Annotated in this window: 14 protein-coding genes; 10 read left to right on the forward strand and 4 right to left on the reverse strand. The window is 55.8% G+C overall.

The features are described from left to right. Positions 1–31: 31 nt before the first annotated feature. From phaeop14_RS14935 to phaeop14_RS14980, 10 genes are all read left to right on the forward strand, one after another. The gene (locus phaeop14_RS14935; protein ID WP_096789980.1) at positions 32–1,651 is read left to right on the forward strand and encodes an FAD-dependent oxidoreductase; all 1,620 of its coding nucleotides are present in this window, start codon (positions 32–34) and stop codon (positions 1,649–1,651) included. Further along, entirely contained in the window at positions 1,648–1,878 is a 231-nt protein-coding gene (locus tag phaeop14_RS14940) for a DUF2783 domain-containing protein (protein ID WP_040181797.1), read from the forward strand. Before phaeop14_RS14935 ends, phaeop14_RS14940 begins: the two co-directional genes overlap by 4 nt. Then, a complete protein-coding gene (locus phaeop14_RS14945) occupies positions 1,875–2,417 on the forward strand; it encodes a VOC family protein (RefSeq protein ID WP_040181801.1) in 543 nt (180 codons plus the stop codon). Before phaeop14_RS14940 ends, phaeop14_RS14945 begins: the two co-directional genes overlap by 4 nt. 51 nt (positions 2,418–2,468) lie before the next feature. Next, positions 2,469–3,146 carry a maleylacetoacetate isomerase gene (gene maiA / locus phaeop14_RS14950; protein ID WP_096789981.1) on the forward strand — a complete coding sequence of 226 codons (678 nt, stop codon included), beginning with the start codon at positions 2,469–2,471 and terminating at the stop codon, positions 3,144–3,146. A 52-nt stretch (positions 3,147–3,198) separates the two neighbouring features. After that, complete coding sequence (locus phaeop14_RS14955) at positions 3,199–3,894, forward strand: NnrU family protein (RefSeq protein WP_096789982.1); 696 nt, start codon at positions 3,199–3,201, stop codon at positions 3,892–3,894. 52 nt (positions 3,895–3,946) lie between these two features. Beyond that, positions 3,947–5,302, forward strand: coding sequence for an oxygen-independent coproporphyrinogen III oxidase (gene hemN / locus phaeop14_RS14960; RefSeq protein WP_096789983.1), 1,356 nt, complete (start codon positions 3,947–3,949; stop codon positions 5,300–5,302). 148 nt (positions 5,303–5,450) lie between these two features. After that, a complete protein-coding gene (locus tag phaeop14_RS14965) occupies positions 5,451–7,001 on the forward strand; it encodes a cryptochrome/photolyase family protein (RefSeq protein WP_096789984.1) in 1,551 nt (516 codons plus the stop codon). Positions 7,002–7,151: 150 nt separating this feature from the next. Beyond that, positions 7,152–7,706, forward strand: coding sequence for an ImuA family protein (locus phaeop14_RS14970; RefSeq protein ID WP_096789985.1), 555 nt, complete (start codon positions 7,152–7,154; stop codon positions 7,704–7,706). Further along, positions 7,648–9,126: a Y-family DNA polymerase gene (locus tag phaeop14_RS14975; protein WP_167385680.1), complete on the forward strand. Its 1,479-nt coding sequence runs from the start codon at positions 7,648–7,650 to the stop codon at positions 9,124–9,126. Before phaeop14_RS14970 ends, phaeop14_RS14975 begins: the two co-directional genes overlap by 59 nt. After that, positions 9,123–12,506, forward strand: coding sequence for an error-prone DNA polymerase (locus tag phaeop14_RS14980; protein WP_096789987.1), 3,384 nt, complete (start codon positions 9,123–9,125; stop codon positions 12,504–12,506). The genes phaeop14_RS14975 and phaeop14_RS14980 overlap by 4 nt, the downstream gene beginning before the upstream one ends. Before the next feature lie 21 nt (positions 12,507–12,527). Here phaeop14_RS14980 and speB read toward each other — a convergent pair whose 3' ends face one another. Genes speB through phaeop14_RS15000 form a run of 4 tightly spaced genes read right to left on the reverse strand, consistent with a single transcriptional unit; the run spans position 12,528 to position 17,171 of the window. Continuing rightward, entirely contained in the window at positions 12,528–13,502 is a 975-nt protein-coding gene (gene speB / locus phaeop14_RS14985) for an agmatinase (protein WP_096789988.1), read from the reverse strand. 5 nt (positions 13,503–13,507) lie between these two features. Then, positions 13,508–14,497, reverse strand: a complete 990-nt coding sequence (locus tag phaeop14_RS14990; RefSeq protein WP_096790326.1) for an arginase family protein — start codon at positions 14,495–14,497, stop codon at positions 13,508–13,510. 50 nt (positions 14,498–14,547) lie between these two features. Then, the gene (locus phaeop14_RS14995; RefSeq protein WP_096789989.1) at positions 14,548–16,122 is read right to left on the reverse strand and encodes an ABC transporter permease; all 1,575 of its coding nucleotides are present in this window, start codon (positions 16,120–16,122) and stop codon (positions 14,548–14,550) included. Next, positions 16,119–17,171 carry a quaternary amine ABC transporter ATP-binding protein gene (locus tag phaeop14_RS15000; protein ID WP_096789990.1) on the reverse strand — a complete coding sequence of 351 codons (1,053 nt, stop codon included), beginning with the start codon at positions 17,169–17,171 and terminating at the stop codon, positions 16,119–16,121. Before phaeop14_RS15000 ends, phaeop14_RS14995 begins: the two co-directional genes overlap by 4 nt. Positions 17,172–17,197 lie beyond the last annotated feature (26 nt).

The raw sequence follows: 17,197 nt of genomic DNA on the forward strand, positions 1-17,197 counted from the left end.
CCTACGGCATGTATTTTTGGGAGGAAACCAGATGAACAAGATCTTTGAAGTTCCCATGTACCCCTATCAGCGCAGCGAAGATCAGGACACAGGCGCCCCGGTGCGCCACCCGGTCATCGTGATTGGCGCCGGCCCTGTGGGTCTGGCCGCAGCAATTGATCTCGCCCAACAGGGGATTGGCGTCGTGGTTCTCGACGAGAATGACAAGGTCAGCTTCGGTAGTCGGGCCATCTGTTTTTCCAAACGCAGTCTTGAAATCGCGGACCGTCTCGGCTTCTGCGACCCGCTCGTGAACAAAGGCGTGCAGTGGAATCTGGGCAAGGTGTTTTTCGATGACCGTAAGGTCTATGAATTCAATCTGCTGCCGGAGAGCGGCCACGCGCAGCCTGCCTTTATCAATCTGCAGCAATATTACTTTGAGGAGTATCTGGTTCAGCGGGCGAATGCGCTTCAGGCTGCCGGGGCCCCGATTGAAATTCGCGGGCGCAACAAGGTCTCTGCCATCGGCACCCACGCGGATCACGTCACGCTGGAGATCGACACGCCAGAAGGGTCTTACAATCTTGAGGCTGATTGGCTGATTGCCTGCGATGGCGCGGGCTCACCAACCCGGCAGATGCTGGGTCTCGATTTTGTTGGCCGGGTGTTTGAGGACAACTTCCTGATTGCCGATGTGATCATGGATGCGGATTTCCCGACAGAGCGCTGGTTCTGGTTTGATCCGCCCTTCAACAAGGGGCAATCGGCACTTCTGCACAAGCAGCCTGACGGTGTCTGGCGGATCGACCTGCAACTGGGCTGGGACATCGACAAGGAGCGTGAGAAGCGCCCGGAGAACGTGATCCCAAGACTTAAGGAAATGCTGGGCGAGGATGTGCAATTCGAGCTGGAGTGGGTCTCGATCTACACCTTCCAGTGCCGCCGGATGGAGAAATTCCGTCACGGTCGCGTGCTCTTTGCCGGCGATGCTGCACATCAGGTGTCACCATTCGGCGCGCGGGGGGCCAATTCCGGTTTGCAGGACACCGACAACCTGTGCTGGAAACTGAAACTGGTGCTGGAGGGAAAGGCGCCCGAGAGCCTGCTGGACAGTTATGACAGCGAGCGCGTCCATGGTGCGGATGAAAATATCCTCAACTCCTCCCGTTCCACCGATTTCATCACGCCGAAATCGGAAATGAGCCGGATTATGCGGGACGCAGTTCTGGACCTGTCCGAACATCACGCCTTTGCCCGGCCGTTGGTGAATTCGGGGCGCCTGTCCCTGCCCTGCACCTATGAGAGGTCGGCGCTGAATTCAGCGGATGCCTTGCATGGGCCTCAGCGTACTAAGCCCGGTAGCCCCTGCCCTGATGTGTCGATAGCGGACGGATATCTGCTGCCCAAACTGGCAGACCGGTTTACCCTGCTGACCATCGACGCGGACGCTCCTGACAGCTTTGAGGAGGCGGGTATCCCGGTGACGCGGCTGGCCCTGTCCACCAAAGACGACCAGACCGGAACCCTGCGCGAACGTTATCTCGGTGATGCAACAAGTGCAGTCTATCTGATCCGCCCTGACCAGCATGTGGCGGCGCGGCGCCCGGCATTTGACGAAAACCAATTTCGTGCAGCCCTGCGCCGCGCGATTGGCAAGGAGGCCTCGGCATGAACGCTCTGAATACCGATCACGAAAACCTAATTCTGGCCCCGAACATCGAAAGGGCCGATGATTTCTATGCCGATCTTCTCGCGGCCCATGAGGGGCTGGCCAAAGCCGAAAGCGATGCGCTGAACGCGCGTCTGGTTCTGGTTCTGGCGAACCATATTGGGAAACGCGCAATCCTGACACAAGCGTTGGCAGCTGCTGCGCTGCCGCAAGGGGAGACTGACACATGAAAATCGAGCAAATCCACCACGTCGCCTATCGCTGTAAAGACGCCAAGCAGACGGTAGAGTGGTACAACACGATGCTGAACATGGATTTTGTCTTGGCGATCGCCGAGGACCATGTACCCTCAACCCATGAACCAGACCCTTACATGCATATCTTCATGGATGCGGGCAACGGCAACGTGCTGGCCTTCTTTGAGCTGCCGACCAAGCCGGAAATGGACCGTGACCGCAACACACCGATCTGGGTGCAGCACATCGCCTTTAAGGTGAAAGACCGCGACACACTGATTGCATTCAAAGAGCATCTAGAAGCCAACGGTGTTGAGGTTCTGGGTGTGACCGACCACTCCATCTTTCACTCGATCTATTTCTTCGATCCAAACGGCCACCGGGTTGAGCTGGCCTGCCCTGACCCCGAAGAGGAGGCGCTTCTTCAGCGGCTGAACGCCGTGAAATGGGACATGCTGGAGGACTGGTCAAAGACCAAGAAGGCCCCAAAACACGCCGACTGGCTGCATGCCAAGGAGCTGAACAACGTTTAGGCCAGCGGGCTGTACTGCGGTCCGTAACAATCGCAATGTAGGGGAAGCAGAATGTCTGACGTCATATTGTACGACTATTGGCGATCATCGGCCAGCTACCGGGTCCGCATTGCGCTGAACTTGGCGGGTATCGCCTATGAGGCCGTGACGGTCGACTTGGTCAAGGGCGAGCAGGTCAGCCCCGAACACCTAGCCCGCAACCCCCAAGGCCTGGTGCCGGTGCTGGAGATCGACGGGCTGCGGCTGACACAGTCACTGGCCATTCTGGACTATCTTGACCAGACACGGCATCTGGATTTACTGCCGCGCGCCCCGGCAGAGCGCGCCTTGGCTCAAGCCTTGGCGCACGCCATCGCCGTCGACCTGCATCCGGTCTGCAATCTGAAAGTTGCCCGCCACGCCAGTGGTCTTTGCACAGGGTCTGCTGCCGTCCCAGCCGCGCAGCCTGTCAACATGCCTGCGGACTGGATGCGACATTTCATTCGCCCGGGACTTGTTGCCTTCAACGCACTGCTGGAGGAATATCCGGTTGCCCCCTATTGCACCGGCGATCATCCGGGGCTTGCGGATCTCTGCCTCATACCGCAGCTCTACAATGCGCGCCGCTGGGGGGCAGATTTCGACGATCTGCCGCGTCTCATGATGATAGAGGCCACATGCGCTGAGAACCCGGCCTTTGCGATGGCGCATCCTGATGCGGTTCACACTGTAGATCCGCCGCAGACGTAAACAGATGAACCGCGCGCAGTCACACCGTATTCGCCGGGTTAGGACATTATAGATGACAAACGATTGGACCGGCTTCGCCCTCGCTATGATGGTGTTCACCGTCAGTCATTTTCTGCCGCGGCTCGCCGATCTACGCGGGCGGCTGATCGCATCCCTTGGCCGCAAGATCTATTTCTCGGTCTACGGGCTCTTGTCGCTGGTACTGTTTGGCTGGGTGATCGTCGCGGCGGCACAAGCCCCCTATGTTGAACTCTGGCCGCCGCTTGATTGGGCCCGCTGGGCCCCTATGCTGGCAATGCCCGTGGTCTTTGTCCTGGCTGTCTGGGGCTTGGGGGTGGACACACCCTACACGCTGGGAGGAAAGCGTAACGCCAATCCGACACAGGGTGTTCCCGGCCGGGCCGCGCTTAGCCGTCATCCGCTCCTGTTGGCTTTGGCGCTTTGGTCGCTGTCACATCTTCTGGCAAATGGCGATCTGGCTCATGCCATCGTCTTTGGCGGTTCCTTGATTCTTGCAAGCGCTGCGATCCTGCTCTTCGACGCCAAGGCAACAACGGCCCTCGGTCAGGCAGCGGCAGCATATTTTGCCCATACCGCCCTGTTTTCGCTCAAGCCGATAGGTGATCCGAACTGGCGGCGACACCATCTGCGCAGTCTCTTGCTGCGCACTGGCATCGGCCTGCTGCTCTGGGTCAGCGCGCTGCACCTGCATGAGCAGGTGATCGGCGTCTCGCCCCTGCCCTACTGATATTTGATTTCGCGCAAAGTCACACTGCCCGGAATCGGTCATATCTGGCGGTATGAAACAGATTGACCGCCTTCGCGCGCTGGGACTTTTTGACAGCCGCGTGCCCCGTTACACGTCTTATCCCACCGCACCCGTGTTCAGCACGGCGGTGGGGGCTGCCTTCCAAAAGGCCCAATTGACGTCACTGGATCCTGCAGTGCCTGTCTCGGTCTACATCCACATCCCGTTTTGTGAGCGGTTGTGTTGGTTCTGTGCCTGCCGAACCCAGGGCACGCAAACCCTCAGCCCCGTGGAAAGCTATATCGGCACTGTCGAAAAAGAGCTTTCCCTGATCGCTGAGATTCTTCCCGACGGGCTGCGGATGGGCCGACTGCACTGGGGTGGGGGCACACCTACAATTCTGCCTCCAGCCCTCATCCACCGGCTGGCCCAATCAATCAAATCTGCAATCCCGCCGACGGCAGATTGGGAATTCTCGGTCGAGATCGATCCCACAATGGTGGATCGCGACAAAATCGCCGCGCTTGCGAAAGAAGGTATGAACCGTGCAAGCATCGGTATTCAGGATTTTGATCCCGAAGTGCAGACCGCCATCGGGCGGATCCAGCCTTTTGACGTGACGGCCGCCTGCGTTGCGGATCTGCGTGCCGCAGGCATTCATTCATTGAATACCGATCTTGTCTACGGCCTGCCGCATCAGGATGCCACGCGCATTGCAGATACTGTAGACAAGGTGCTGACATTGGCGCCGGACCGGGTCGCTCTTTTCGGATATGCTCATGTCCCATGGGTGGCCAAACGGCAGAAGCTGATTGATGATACCGCCCTGCCTGGTGATGAGACCCGGTATCATCTTGCAGAGCTGGCCGCCAAAAAATTCCAAACTGCGGGATTTGCGAATATCGGCATCGACCATTTTGCACGACCGCAGGATGGATTGAACTTGGCCCGCAATAGCGGACATCTGCGGCGAAACTTTCAAGGTTACACAGATGATCACTGCCCGACGCTGATCGGTGTTGGGGCCTCCTCAATCTCGCGTTTCGACGGGGGCTACGTGCAAAATGCAGCGGCCACCGCTGCATATATTCAAAGGATCGAAGCGGGCGATCTGGCTGGGACACGCGGTCATCAGCTCACTCCGATCGACAAGATGCGCGCCCGGGCCATCGAGATGCTGATGTGCGACTTCCGTTTGGACCGTAGCGAACTGCAGCACCGGTTCGGGCCACAGACCCAACAGCTGACAGCAGATCTGAAGGCCGTTACGGCGACCTATGGCGATCTGGTCACATTGACGGATGATGCCCTAACTATTGAGCCCGAAGGCCGCGCGCTGACCCGGATTATTGCCAGCGCGTTTGACGCCCATAAACCGGAGGGCGTCCGCTATAGCCAAGCCTCCTGAGGCGGGAGGAAGGCATCGAGATCCCGCGATTTCAAAATATTAGGCTCTAGAAAGGATTATCCGCCGCGTCTCACTATGTCTCAGCCGCTCAGGCGTTGTCAGCATCCCCGGTTACGCTATCTGCTGGCAGATCAGCGGAGTATCGGACATGACCAACCTCACGACACCTCAAGACAGCCGTGAACCAGGCCGGATCATTTTGATCTTGGGTGATCAGCTGTCACATGATCTCCCCTCACTCCAGATCGGTGATCCTCAAAAAGACTGCCTGTTGATGGCCGAGGTCGCAGAGGAGGCGAGCTATGTCCCTCATCACAAGAAAAAGCTCGCTTTTGTGTTTTCTGCCATGCGGCACTTTGCGGATGAGCTGACCGCTGCGGGCTGGAACCTGCAATATGTCCGCCTGAATGATCCAGACAATTCGGGCAGCCTTATAGGTGAATTGGACCGGGCTTTGGAGCAGTTCACCGTAACCGAAGTGCTGGTAACTGAACCCGGCGAATATCGTCTCAAAGAGGCGCTGAACACATGGTCCGGGCCAGCCAGGATAACCATGCTTGATGACAGCCGATTTCTGGCCAGCCACGACATGTTTCGCAGCTGGGCAGAGGGGCGCAAGCAGCTGCGCATGGAATATTTCTATCGCGATATGCGACGCAAAACTGGCCTGTTGATGCAAGGTGACACCCCTGAGGGTGGTAAATGGAACTATGACTCAGAGAACCGCAAACCGGCGCAGAACGACATGTTCATGCCCAAGCCGGTGCGCTGCGATCCAGATCGTATCACGCAAGACGTGTTGGAATTGGTGGAACACAGGTTTCCCAGCAATTTCGGGCGGCTGACACCGTTTTGGTTCGCGGTCACCCGGGCAGCGGCTCTCAAGGCACTTGATCATTTTATTGATGCGGCGCTACCGCTGTTTGGGGATTATCAGGATGCGATGCTGGACGGAGAGCCGTTTCTCTATCACTCCCTGTTGTCCCAATACATCAATATCGGCTTGCTCAATCCGCTTGAGGTCTGCCGCCGGGCCGAACGCGCTTATTATGAGGGCCATGCCCCCCTCAACGCGGTTGAAGGCTTCATTCGCCAGATTATCGGCTGGCGCGAGTACATGCGCGGGATCTACTGGCTGAAGATGCCTGGATACACCTCCGAAAATGCCCTCGGCGCAGGGCGAGATCTGCCGGAGTTTTATTGGAGCGGAGAGACCAAGATGGCCTGCATGTCCGCCGCCGTCATCCAGACCCGGGACGAAGCCTATGCCCATCATATTCAGCGCCTGATGGTCACCGGAAATTTCGCAATGCTGGCAGGGATAGACCCGCATCAGGTCCACGAATGGTATCTGGCTGTTTATGCCGACGCCTATGAATGGGTCGAAGCCCCAAATGTCATCGGTATGAGCCAATTCGCCGATGGCGGCCTCTTAGGCTCCAAACCCTATGCCGCCAGCGGCAATTATATCAACAAGATGTCGAACTACTGCACAACATGTACCTACGACGTGAAACAGAAAACCGGCCCCAAAGCCTGCCCGTTCAATCCGCTTTATTGGGATTTCCTGATCCGCAACCGTGAGAAACTGTCAAAGAACCCGCGCCTGATGCAGCCCTATCGAACCTGGGACAGAATGTCCGCGGAGAAGCAACAGGAGTATCTCATAAGCGCGGAGAAGGTTCTGAACAGTCTCTAATTAGGGGGTTTCACCCTATTCTGGAAGGAAGGCATTCCTGGCACAACCTGTCGTTCCGTGAAGCGAATTTTCTCCTGCGTATGGCTTCCGGCGTGACTTCCTGTCGGGCTCTGGCTTTTGCATAACTGCGGAACGCGATATAATTCGATTATGACCTCTTTGGACCTTCCCTATTTTCCTCTCAAACGCGGACGCGTTCATGAGGTGTGCGGTCCGGGCAGCTTTGGGTTTCTTGCTATTTTGATGGCACAGGTTCGCGGTCCGACATTATGGATACGCGAGAGCCATCGTCTGGAGCATATTAATCCGCTGGGTTTGGGGGAGTTTACAGACCCGTCTCAACTGTTGGTCGTAAATGTAAAGCATCAGGCCGACGGCCTCGCCAGTGCAGAAGAGGCACTACAGGAACGTGCAGTCGCTCTGGTCGTGATCGACATCAGCAAACCACTCAGCCTAACCGCCGGTCGACGGCTCCAGCTTGCAGCGAAGGCCGGAAACACCACCGGGCTTTGCCTTATTCCAGAAGGCATGGGAAGCAATGCTGCCGAAACTCGCTGGCGCAGCGATCCAATATTTCAGGCACAAGACTCGACTCATTTTCACTGGAGACTTATTAAGAACAAATCAGGAACAAATGGATCTTGGCATGTTCGATGGAATCGCGCGTCGCGTCGTATCGATATGGTTTCACCGGTTCGCGAGTGACCGGTTTCTTCGGCAGTACCCACTGTCCGGTCCTTTTGCGCTTACGATCAAACACAGCAACACAAACCGCCTCTATTGCCTCAATGCAGAAGCCGCGCGACAAGGTTTGCATCAGGGCATGGCCCACTCAGATGCCCGTGCCTTTTGTCCAGACCTTCAAACAGCAGAAGCGGACATTCACCGGGACCAACAGTTTTTACTGCTTCTGCGCCGCTGGGCCACCCGCTATTGCCCGTGGGTGGGCTTGGAGGGGCGCGATGGTTTAGTGCTCGATATCAGTGGGTCCTCCCATCTTTTCGGAGGGGAAACCGGTATCTTGAATGCTATACGCAGCGGTTTGATGCGGGCCGGTCTATCCGCGCAAATTGGCCTGGCTGACACACGCGGGGCAGCTTGGGCCCTGGCGCATTACGGCGAGGGGCAGGCTGCGACCGGAGATATGTTGCCCGCTCTTCAGCACCTGCCCGTTGCAGCCCTGCGTCTTGATGAGAAAACAACAACAGCGCTGGTCAGAGTGGGCCTGCGTAAGATTGGAGATCTCGCAACAACGCCTCGCGCCCCGCTTGCCCGCCGTTTTGGAGCCAATGTATTGATGAGGCTTGATCAGGCTTTGGGCCACCAAGCTGAAGAAATCACTCCATTGGCAGCTCCACCTCACTACGGGGTCCGTATGACATTGCCAGAGCCGATCGGTCTTCTCAGTGATGTCATGGCTGGTGCGGAAAGGTTGCTGACACAGCTCTGTGCCAAATTGAAAACCCATGAAATGGGTGCGCGCATCTTTGTCATTACACTGCGGCGCGTAGATCTGGATCAGCAAGAGGTGGAATTGCGTCTGGCCCGTGCCTTGCGTGATCCCCAGAGGATTCTGCCCCTGTTTGAAAAGGGGTTGGCTGAAATGGATGCAGGCTTTGGCATTGATCAACTGCGCCTCGAAGCAACCCAGACAGAAGCCTTGCCGACGCAACAAATGTCTCACGTCGCAGGCGACAGCGAAGACCGGTTAGATGATCTGATCACGCGGATCGGAACACGGATCGGACTCGAGAACATTCAGCGCTTTCTACCCGCTGACAGCCATATTCCGGAGCGTAGTTTCATCGTTTCACCGGCGGCCTATTCAGACGCAGCCAGTGGCTGGATGTGTAAGAACCCGCGTCCGCTCTGCCTATTTCCACCCGAACCGATTGCGGGCAGGGGCCCCTATCCCCCAAACCATTTCCGTTGGCGCAGGGTTTCATTGACCACAGGCCATACGATCGGCCCTGAACGCATCACCCCTGAATGGTGGCTGGAAGACGACAACTGGCGGTCCGGTATGCGCGATTATTGGAGAGTGGAGACGACCCAGGGGAGACGCCTCTGGCTGTTTTATACGCCTCAAAACCCTGGGTGGTTCATTCAGGGAGAATTCGCATGACTGAAATGGATAGAACCCACCGCCCTGTCGAAACATGCCCGCCTGATATATTGGCCAAACGCATCGACGCGCAGGATTATGCAGAGCTTTGTGTCACCACGAATTTCACCTTTTTAACCGGTGCCTCTCACCCCGAAGAACTCGTTTTACGGGCGGCAGAGTTGGGCCTCTCGGCACTTGCGATTACAGACCACAACTCACTTGCGGGGGTTGTTCGTGCTTGGAGTGCGCTAAAAGAACTGAAGCGCGACCCCCAGGGCGCATTGAAGATCCGATCACAGCACCAGGTCGACTCGTCGTCCCGGCAAGAGATCGGGCATACATCCGCTCTTCCCAAACCCACGACACCCATCTTCCCAAAGCTCATCGTTGGCTGCCGTCTGATATTACAAAACTGTGCTGTGGATTGGATTGCCCTGCCCTGTGATCGTTCTGCCTACAAAAGACTGGCACGTCTGCTCACCTTAGGAAAACGGCGTGCCGAAAAAGGGCAATGTCTTCTTTATGCTGAGGATATGATTGACGCCTGCAAAGGTATGATCCTGATTGCCTTACCCAAAGAGACGTTAAGCAATGCTGTTTCGGATATTCAGAAGATAGGAAGGCAATTTCCGAACCATGTGTTCCTAGGCGCGGCCCCTTGCTATGACGGCAGCGATCAGGCTTATCTGGCGGCTTGTGCAAAATTAGCGCAGACGACATGTGCTCCAATGGTTGCCGTCGGCGATGTGCTGATGCACCGGGCCAACCGCAGGCAACTTGCAGATGTGCTGACCTGCATGCGTGAAAATATCAACATTGACGATATCGGGACACGGGCTTTACCCAACGCGGAGCGCCGCCTGAAGGCCGGTGCAGATATGGCACGCATTTTTCGCGATCATCCTGCCGCGCTACGTCGCACTGCGGAAATTGCCAACAGATGTAATTTCGATCTGAGCGAGCTGTCCTATGAGTACCCCCATGAGGAGGCAGAAGGGGAAACACCACAGGACCGTTTGGAGCGCCTCGCACAAGAAGGGCTAAAGCGGCGCTATCCGGATGGCCCGCCGGATCGCGCAATAAAGCTGATGGAAAAAGAACTGTCAGCAGTCAAAGAGCTTGAATTTCCCGCCTATTTTTTGACCGTCCATGACATCGTACAATTCGCCAAGTCCAAAGGCATACTCTGCCAGGGGCGTGGGTCTGCGGCCAATTCCATCATTTGCTATCTCTTAGGCATTACAGATGTCAGCCCCGATATGATCGCCATGGTTTTTGAGCGCTTTGTCTCAAAACACCGAGGAGAGCCACCAGACATTGATGTGGATTTCGAACATGAGCGGCGCGAAGAGGTCATCCAGTGGATTTACCAGAAATACGGTCGCCATCGTGCGGGTCTCTGCGCGACAGTTATTCACTTTCGCACGCGGGCTGCCATTCGCGAAGTTGGGAAGGTGATGGGGCTTAGCCAAGATGTAACGGCAGGTCTGTCGGGGCAGATTTGGGGCATGAGCAATGGCAGTGTCGATCTGGAGCGCATCCGGGAATTGGGGCTCAATCTTGAAGACCGTCGCCTGATGCAGACAATTCGCCTGATCGGCGAGATCATCGGCTTTCCGCGCCATCTTTCCCAGCACGTGGGTGGTTTTGTCATAACAAGCGGACGACTGGATGAACTGGCCCCGATTGAGAATGCCGCAATGGAAGATCGCACCGTCATCTGTTGGGACAAAGATGACATTGATGCCCTGCGCATTCTCAAGGTGGATATCCTTGCATTGGGCATGCTCACCTGTATTCGCAAGGCATTTGACTTGATGCAGCAGCATGAGAACATCACTCACAGCATCGCGACCATCCCACAGAAAGATGGCGCGACATATGATATGCTCTGTGCGGCGGATGCGGTGGGGGTGTTTCAGGTCGAAAGCCGGGCACAGATGAACTTTTTGCCCCGGATGCGCCCGCGCAAATTCTATGACCTGGTTATCGAGGTCGCCATCGTCCGCCCCGGCCCTATTCAGGGAGATATGGTCAGGCCCTACATCCGAAGGCGGAACGGTTTGGAAAAATCAGATCCCTTCGGGCCTGAACTGGAACAGGTTACCAGACGCACCGAGGGGGTGCCCCTGTTTCAAGAGCAAGCCTTGCAAATTGCGGTTGTTGGCGCGGGGTTTTCAGCGGAAGAAGCCGACCATCTGCGCAGATCTCTCGCCTCGTTTCGACGTATGGGGACGATCGGCAAATATCGCGATAAGTTCATCGCAGGTATGCTTAAGAACAACTACAGCAGAGAAATCGCAGAACGATGTTTCGGTCAAATCGAGGGATTTGCCGATTACGGTTTTCCGGAAAGCCATGCCGCAGCCTTCGCTATGCTGGCCTATGTCTCAGCTTGGTTGAAATGTCATCATCCGGCCATTTTTGCCTGTGCTCTGCTCAACTCTCAGCCCATGGGATTCTATGCACCGGCACAGATTGTCCGTGATGTGCGTGATCATGGCATCGAGGTGCGCCCAATTTGTGTAAACCAGTCCCAATGGGACAACTCACTTGAGCGCCGCCCGGATGGTACCTTGGCTCTACGTCTGGGGTTTCGCCAGATTAAGGGCTTCAAGGAAGATGACGCAGGTTGGATCATTGCAGCGCGCGGGAATGGCTATATTGACCCCGAGCATCTCTGGCTACGTGCAGGCCTGGCGCCCGCAGCACTGGAACGTTTGGCAGAAGCCGATGCCTTTTCGTCGATGGGCATCTCGCGGCGGGACGCACTTTGGCAGGTGAAGTCCATCACGACACCAGCACCATTACCCCTGTTCAACGATCAATTGGACGGCGAGGCCATTACCGAACCGGATGTCATGCTGCCAAGAATGCACCTAGGGGAAGAAGTCGTCGAAGACTATGTGTCCATGCGCCTGAGCTTGCGGGCACACCCAATGGAGCTGCTACGCCCAACCCTTCCTGGTCTGACCTGCAATAACCAACTGATAAAGGCTCCCCTGCAGCGCGTCTCGGTAGGCGGTCTTGTCATCACGAGGCAACGACCGGGAACTGCTTCTGGCGTTATATTTCTGACCCTTGAAGACGAAACAGGCGTTTGCAACGTTGTGGTTTGGAAAAAGATATACGAACGCTTTCGGCGCATTGTCATGGGTGGACGCCTCTTATGCGTAACGGGGTACCTTCAGAGAGAGGGCGCCGTCGTCCACGTCATCGCACAAAACATTGAGGATGAATCTGCCAGATTATCGGAGCTAGGCCACCCGCTGGACGGTGCGATTCAGTCCGAGGGTCCCCGCGCCGACGACACGCCTAAACGGACCAGATATCCCGCCCGTGCGATGCATCCGAGAGATCAGGCCAAGCGTCTCTTCCCCAGCCGGGATTTTCATTAGAAACACCTCTTTCGTAGCAGCTCATCGTCGCGAAATCGCTTCAGCACTGACACAGAGCATCTCAAATAGGATCGATGCCCCAAGCCAAGCGGTGTTTCCGTCTGTGTCAAACGGAGGGGACACTTCCACCAGATCGGCCCCTACAAGCTGAATGCCTGCGAGCTCACGCACCACCTGCAAGGCCTGAAAGCTGTTCGGCCCGCCAACCTCAGGTGTCCCCGTGCCAGGTGCGAAAGCTGGATCAACGAAATCGATATCATATGTGCAGTAGGTCGGCTGGTCACCGACAATCTCTCGAACTTCACTCATGACGTCCGAGACGCCGCGATCGAAAAATTCCTCAATTCGAATAATTCTCACACCCTGTGCCTGCCCCCATTCGACATCTTCAATGTTGTAAGCAGTGCCTCGGATACCGATCTGCACCATCCGCTTCGGATCGACCAATCCTTCTTCGATTGCACGGCGAAAGGGGGTGCCATGAGTATATTTGTTTCCACCAAAATAGCTGTCAAAGAGGTCGGTATGACTATCAAACTGAATGAGACCCACCGGCGCGTCGCTGGCCAATCCCCGCAGGACAGGCAATGAAACGAGGTGATCACCACCGACAGTCAGCGCAAAGATGTCGCGAGATTTCAGATCCGCGTAGAAAGCGCTGATCCGCTCCATACAGTCGATGATATCAACCGGGTTGGGCGCGACATCGCCAAGGTCTGCGCAATTGATCATCGAAAAAGGATTGATGCCTGTCACCGGGTTCCCGGCCCGGATCATGGTCGAAAGGTCGCGCAGCTGTCGCGGACCATGGCGCGGACCCGGCCGGTTGGTGGTTCCAGCATCCCAAGGCACCCCAACCAAGCCCAGTTGCACCTGATCAATAATCGGATCAGCTAAGGTTACATGCGGCAGCCGCATAAAGGTTGGCAAACCGGCAAACCGGGGCATCTCCATCCCGGATACTGGATGAAAGAAATCTGTAGGCAAGGACGCCATAAAATCTAGGCCTCTCTTTGGGATGAATGATTTTCAGCTATCATTGAGATGATTTCGAACATGATGGCGCCCGCAGTCAGCGCGGTTATCTGATTGGGGCTATCTTTTGTGGGCATCATGCAAACGATGTCTCCGCCAACAATATTCATTCCACGCACCGCATGCAGCAGACCCACGGCCTCATCAATATCGAACCCCTTCTCACCAGCCTCGATATTGGACACTCCCGGTGCAATCGTCGGGTCCAGACAGTCCAGATCGAATGTGATATAGACAGGGCGGTCAGCCAGCACCTCGGTAATCTGTGCCACAACGTCAGCCAGACCTCGCCTTCTGAAATCTCTCATCGTCACAACATTGTAGCCGTATTCATAGGATGGCTGCAGCCAGTCGAGCGTCCGGGCATGGCCTCTTATGCCGATCTGCATGGAATGGGCGGGATCAACCTTGCCCTGATCCGCTAGATAAGCCCCCCAATGGGCCGCAGACTTCTTTGCCCCCAGAAAGTGATCCACTTTTGTGAAGACATCGGTATGGGCATCAAGGTGCAGAAAACAAACCGGCTCACCTTTGGTGATCGTCCCGCACCCAAGCGCCTGAACGATCCCTCCAGTGATCGAATGATCCCCGCCAACGGAGACGGGCCGCGCGCCTGCCTTGTCGATCTGCTGATAGAAATTGGTGATCTGATCAATACAGTCTTCATTATCGTTGGCCTTCGGAAATGGTACATCGCCCAGATCAACAATCTTCGCAGAATTCCAGGGATCCAGCTGAAAGCCACTGTGCATACGCCGCTGTACTGATGACACGTTGCGAAGGGCGCGCGGGCCAAGATGCTGATCACGCTCTGTGGTTCCATTGCCTGCAGAGTGAGGCACGCCGACCAATGCAATATCCTGACCATCAACGGGCAGGTTTGGACAGCGGAATAAGGTCGGGATACCCCACCAATAGAGGTTTTCCATCATCGCATTCAGATGCGGATCCGACATCGGGCCTCCTTTCACAACGACTGTCATGCAATGTCAAAATGGTTCCAGAGTCAGTTTTCACCGACTTTCTTGCGGTAGCTGCCCTGCGCAATCCGATCGATCACCATCGCACAAAGCAAAATCGCGAGGCCGCCCAAAAGGCCCTGCCCCTTGGCTGCGTATTGCAACGATTCAAGGATAAGTGCCCCCAAACCATCAGCACCGATAAGGGACGCGATCACCACCATCGACAGCGACATCAAAATGGTCTGATTGATCCCGGTCATGATGGACGGAAGTGCAAGCGGCAACTCAACGTTGAACAGCAACTGGCGGCGGGAACATCCGAAAGCGATTGCCGCCTCCTTCGTCGCGTCGGGTACGCCGCGCATTCCTAATGCCGTCAACCGGATCACCGGCGGCATCGCGAAGATCAGCGTAGCCAATACACCTGGCGGCTTACCAGTACCAAAAAACGCAATGATAGGAATGAGATAAACGAATGCCGGCATGGTCTGCATAAAGTCCAAAACCGGCTCTGCGACAGCGTAAGCGCGTTTTGATTTGCCGAACCAAATACCAAATGGCACCCCGATAATGATGCACAGCATCGCCCCAGCCCCGATCAACGCTACTGTGATCATCGACAATTCCCACAGGCCCATAAACGCAAGATAGGCCAATGACGCTGCTGTAAATATCGCGATCCGTGGACCTGCCAGACGATAAGCCATGACCACAATCACCAGCATAACGACGGGCCATGGTGTCTGTAGCAGCAGGGTTTCCAACCCGTCCAGACACCAACGGATTGCCGCTGTAATGCCATCAAAGGTATTCGAAAAATTCGCCGCAGCCCAATCGAATGCAGCATCCCCTTTCCGAGACAAGGCCGAGAAATACTCGCGCTGGATTGGGAACTCCGTTACCGGAATAGTCTCACCGACAAACCCACCCGTGAGGCTGGCCAAGATCTCATCCGGTGCCCGTACCGTGAACCGCAACAGCGTAAGTGGCATGATTGCCAGCATCATGATCGCACCGAAAACCGTGCTGGACGTTTTTATACCGACCTGCTGACTGTCCTGATCCGCCCGCCACTTCAGGTAATGCGCCTCATAGGCAATATTGGCATAAAGCCCTTCGAGCAGCTTCACCAAGGTCAGAATCGCCACGCCAACCAACAGAATGGTGGTTGCCTCCGCTGCTGCCAAATCAGCCTGTTCTTGCGCCCTTGCGGCAACTTTCTTCAGATTTTCTGCGATCTTCAGTTTCGCGTCAGCCCCGGCTGCATCTCCCGCAGCAAGCAACTCAGCGGCCTGTGCCTCACGTTTTGCAATATTCCCTAAAGCACGCTCAAGTTTGGAAAGTTGGTCGGCACCAAGTTCCCCCCAGAGCCCTCGTCCTATCTGAACCAGCGCAAACAGCTCCAGGACAAGAAATATCCAGAAAAAACCCCAAACCCCGCGCGCCGCGCCCCAGAGCGGCCCGAACACCGCCGCCATTGTGTTCCATGACCATGCGAAACCCGTGGTATCTTGAATTTTTTTAAACGCCCCAGTGTAGTAACTGGTGTTCCGCTCGACAAAATCAGCGACCGTCGTGCTGTTGGCATTGGGGCCACTTTCCAATCCTGTATCGGTCATGCTTTGCCCCCTTGGATACCTTTAAGAAGAGTTGGCTTATCAATGACACCCACATCCATTCCATCATCCGATGTGATGACGATTGGTTGCTCAGTGGCTGTCGAGATATCGATCAACATATCCAAATCCGTCGAGTGTGCAGCGCGCGGGCTGACCTCCAGATCTTCCCAGTCTTTTGTCTGATACTCTGCCAGCGGCACCATGATTGAATGCGCAAAAACCAACTTGAGCTTCGAAATCCCCTCAACGAAATCTCGAACGTAATCATCAGCAGGCTCAGTTACGATTTCCTCCGGCGTGCCGATCTGAACGATACGCCCATCTTTCATAATGGCGATCCGCGTACCAATACGGATCGCTTCGTCCAGATCATGGGTAATAAACACTGTGGTTTTTCCCAGCTCAGCAGACAGAGCCATGAACTGATCCTGCAACTGTCTGCGAATGAGTGGGTCCAAGGCCGAAAACGGCTCATCCATCAGCAAAACGTCAGGGTCAGAGGCCAACGCACGGGCCAGCCCCACCCTTTGCTGCATGCCGCCTGACAACTCACGTGGAAAGCGATCTTCGTATCCTTGCAGGTCTACCCGTTCCAGGCAGCGCTGTGAAACCTCCCAGCGACGAGATTTGGATTCTCCTCGGATCTGCAAGGGAAACGCCACATTGTCACGCACCGTGCGGTGCGGCAGCAGCGCCATATGCTGAAAAACCATTCCCAAATTGACCGCGCGCATCTCGCGCAGTTCTTCGGCGTTGAGTGCCAGTACATCCCGGCCCAGAACCTGAATATCGCCCGCGGTGGGTTCAATCAGCCGATTGATGTGTCGCACCATGGTGGACTTGCCAGAACCTGACAGCCCCATGACACAGAAAATCTCGCCCTTCTGCACCTCGAAGGAGCAATCTGCGATGCCGATCACGCACCCAAATTCACCCAGCACTTCGGCCTTGCTCAGATTTCGGTGTTGGATCGCCTCCATTGCTTCCTCGGCGCGCTCGCCAAAAATTTTCCATACTCCGTCCAGACGTATGACTGCGTCATCGTTCATAGATATCAACCTGTTAGATATATTGA

This window comes from Phaeobacter piscinae (genome assembly GCF_002407245.1).
Lineage (GTDB): Bacteria > Pseudomonadota > Alphaproteobacteria > Rhodobacterales > Rhodobacteraceae > Phaeobacter > Phaeobacter piscinae.

What these genes read in the sequence shown, in the direction of transcription:
- phaeop14_RS14935 (WP_096789980.1), top strand. Translation starts at nt 32, where the DNA reads ATGAACAAGATCTTTGAAGTTCCCATGTACCCCTATCAGCGCAGCGAA.
- phaeop14_RS14940 (WP_040181797.1), top strand. Translation starts at nt 1,648, where the DNA reads ATGAACGCTCTGAATACCGATCACGAAAACCTAATTCTGGCCCCGAAC.
- phaeop14_RS14945 (WP_040181801.1), top strand. Translation starts at nt 1,875, where the DNA reads ATGAAAATCGAGCAAATCCACCACGTCGCCTATCGCTGTAAAGACGCC.
- maiA (WP_096789981.1), top strand. Translation starts at nt 2,469, where the DNA reads ATGTCTGACGTCATATTGTACGACTATTGGCGATCATCGGCCAGCTAC.
- phaeop14_RS14955 (WP_096789982.1), top strand. Translation starts at nt 3,199, where the DNA reads ATGACAAACGATTGGACCGGCTTCGCCCTCGCTATGATGGTGTTCACC.
- hemN (WP_096789983.1), top strand. Translation starts at nt 3,947, where the DNA reads ATGAAACAGATTGACCGCCTTCGCGCGCTGGGACTTTTTGACAGCCGC.
- phaeop14_RS14965 (WP_096789984.1), top strand. Translation starts at nt 5,451, where the DNA reads ATGACCAACCTCACGACACCTCAAGACAGCCGTGAACCAGGCCGGATC.
- phaeop14_RS14970 (WP_096789985.1), top strand. Translation starts at nt 7,152, where the DNA reads ATGACCTCTTTGGACCTTCCCTATTTTCCTCTCAAACGCGGACGCGTT.
- phaeop14_RS14975 (WP_167385680.1), top strand. Translation starts at nt 7,648, where the DNA reads ATGTTCGATGGAATCGCGCGTCGCGTCGTATCGATATGGTTTCACCGG.
- phaeop14_RS14980 (WP_096789987.1), top strand. Translation starts at nt 9,123, where the DNA reads ATGACTGAAATGGATAGAACCCACCGCCCTGTCGAAACATGCCCGCCT.
- speB (WP_096789988.1), bottom strand. Translation starts at nt 13,502, where the DNA reads ATGGCGTCCTTGCCTACAGATTTCTTTCATCCAGTATCCGGGATGGAG.
- phaeop14_RS14990 (WP_096790326.1), bottom strand. Translation starts at nt 14,497, where the DNA reads ATGTCGGATCCGCATCTGAATGCGATGATGGAAAACCTCTATTGGTGG.
- phaeop14_RS14995 (WP_096789989.1), bottom strand. Translation starts at nt 16,122, where the DNA reads ATGACCGATACAGGATTGGAAAGTGGCCCCAATGCCAACAGCACGACG.
- phaeop14_RS15000 (WP_096789990.1), bottom strand. Translation starts at nt 17,171, where the DNA reads ATGAACGATGACGCAGTCATACGTCTGGACGGAGTATGGAAAATTTTT.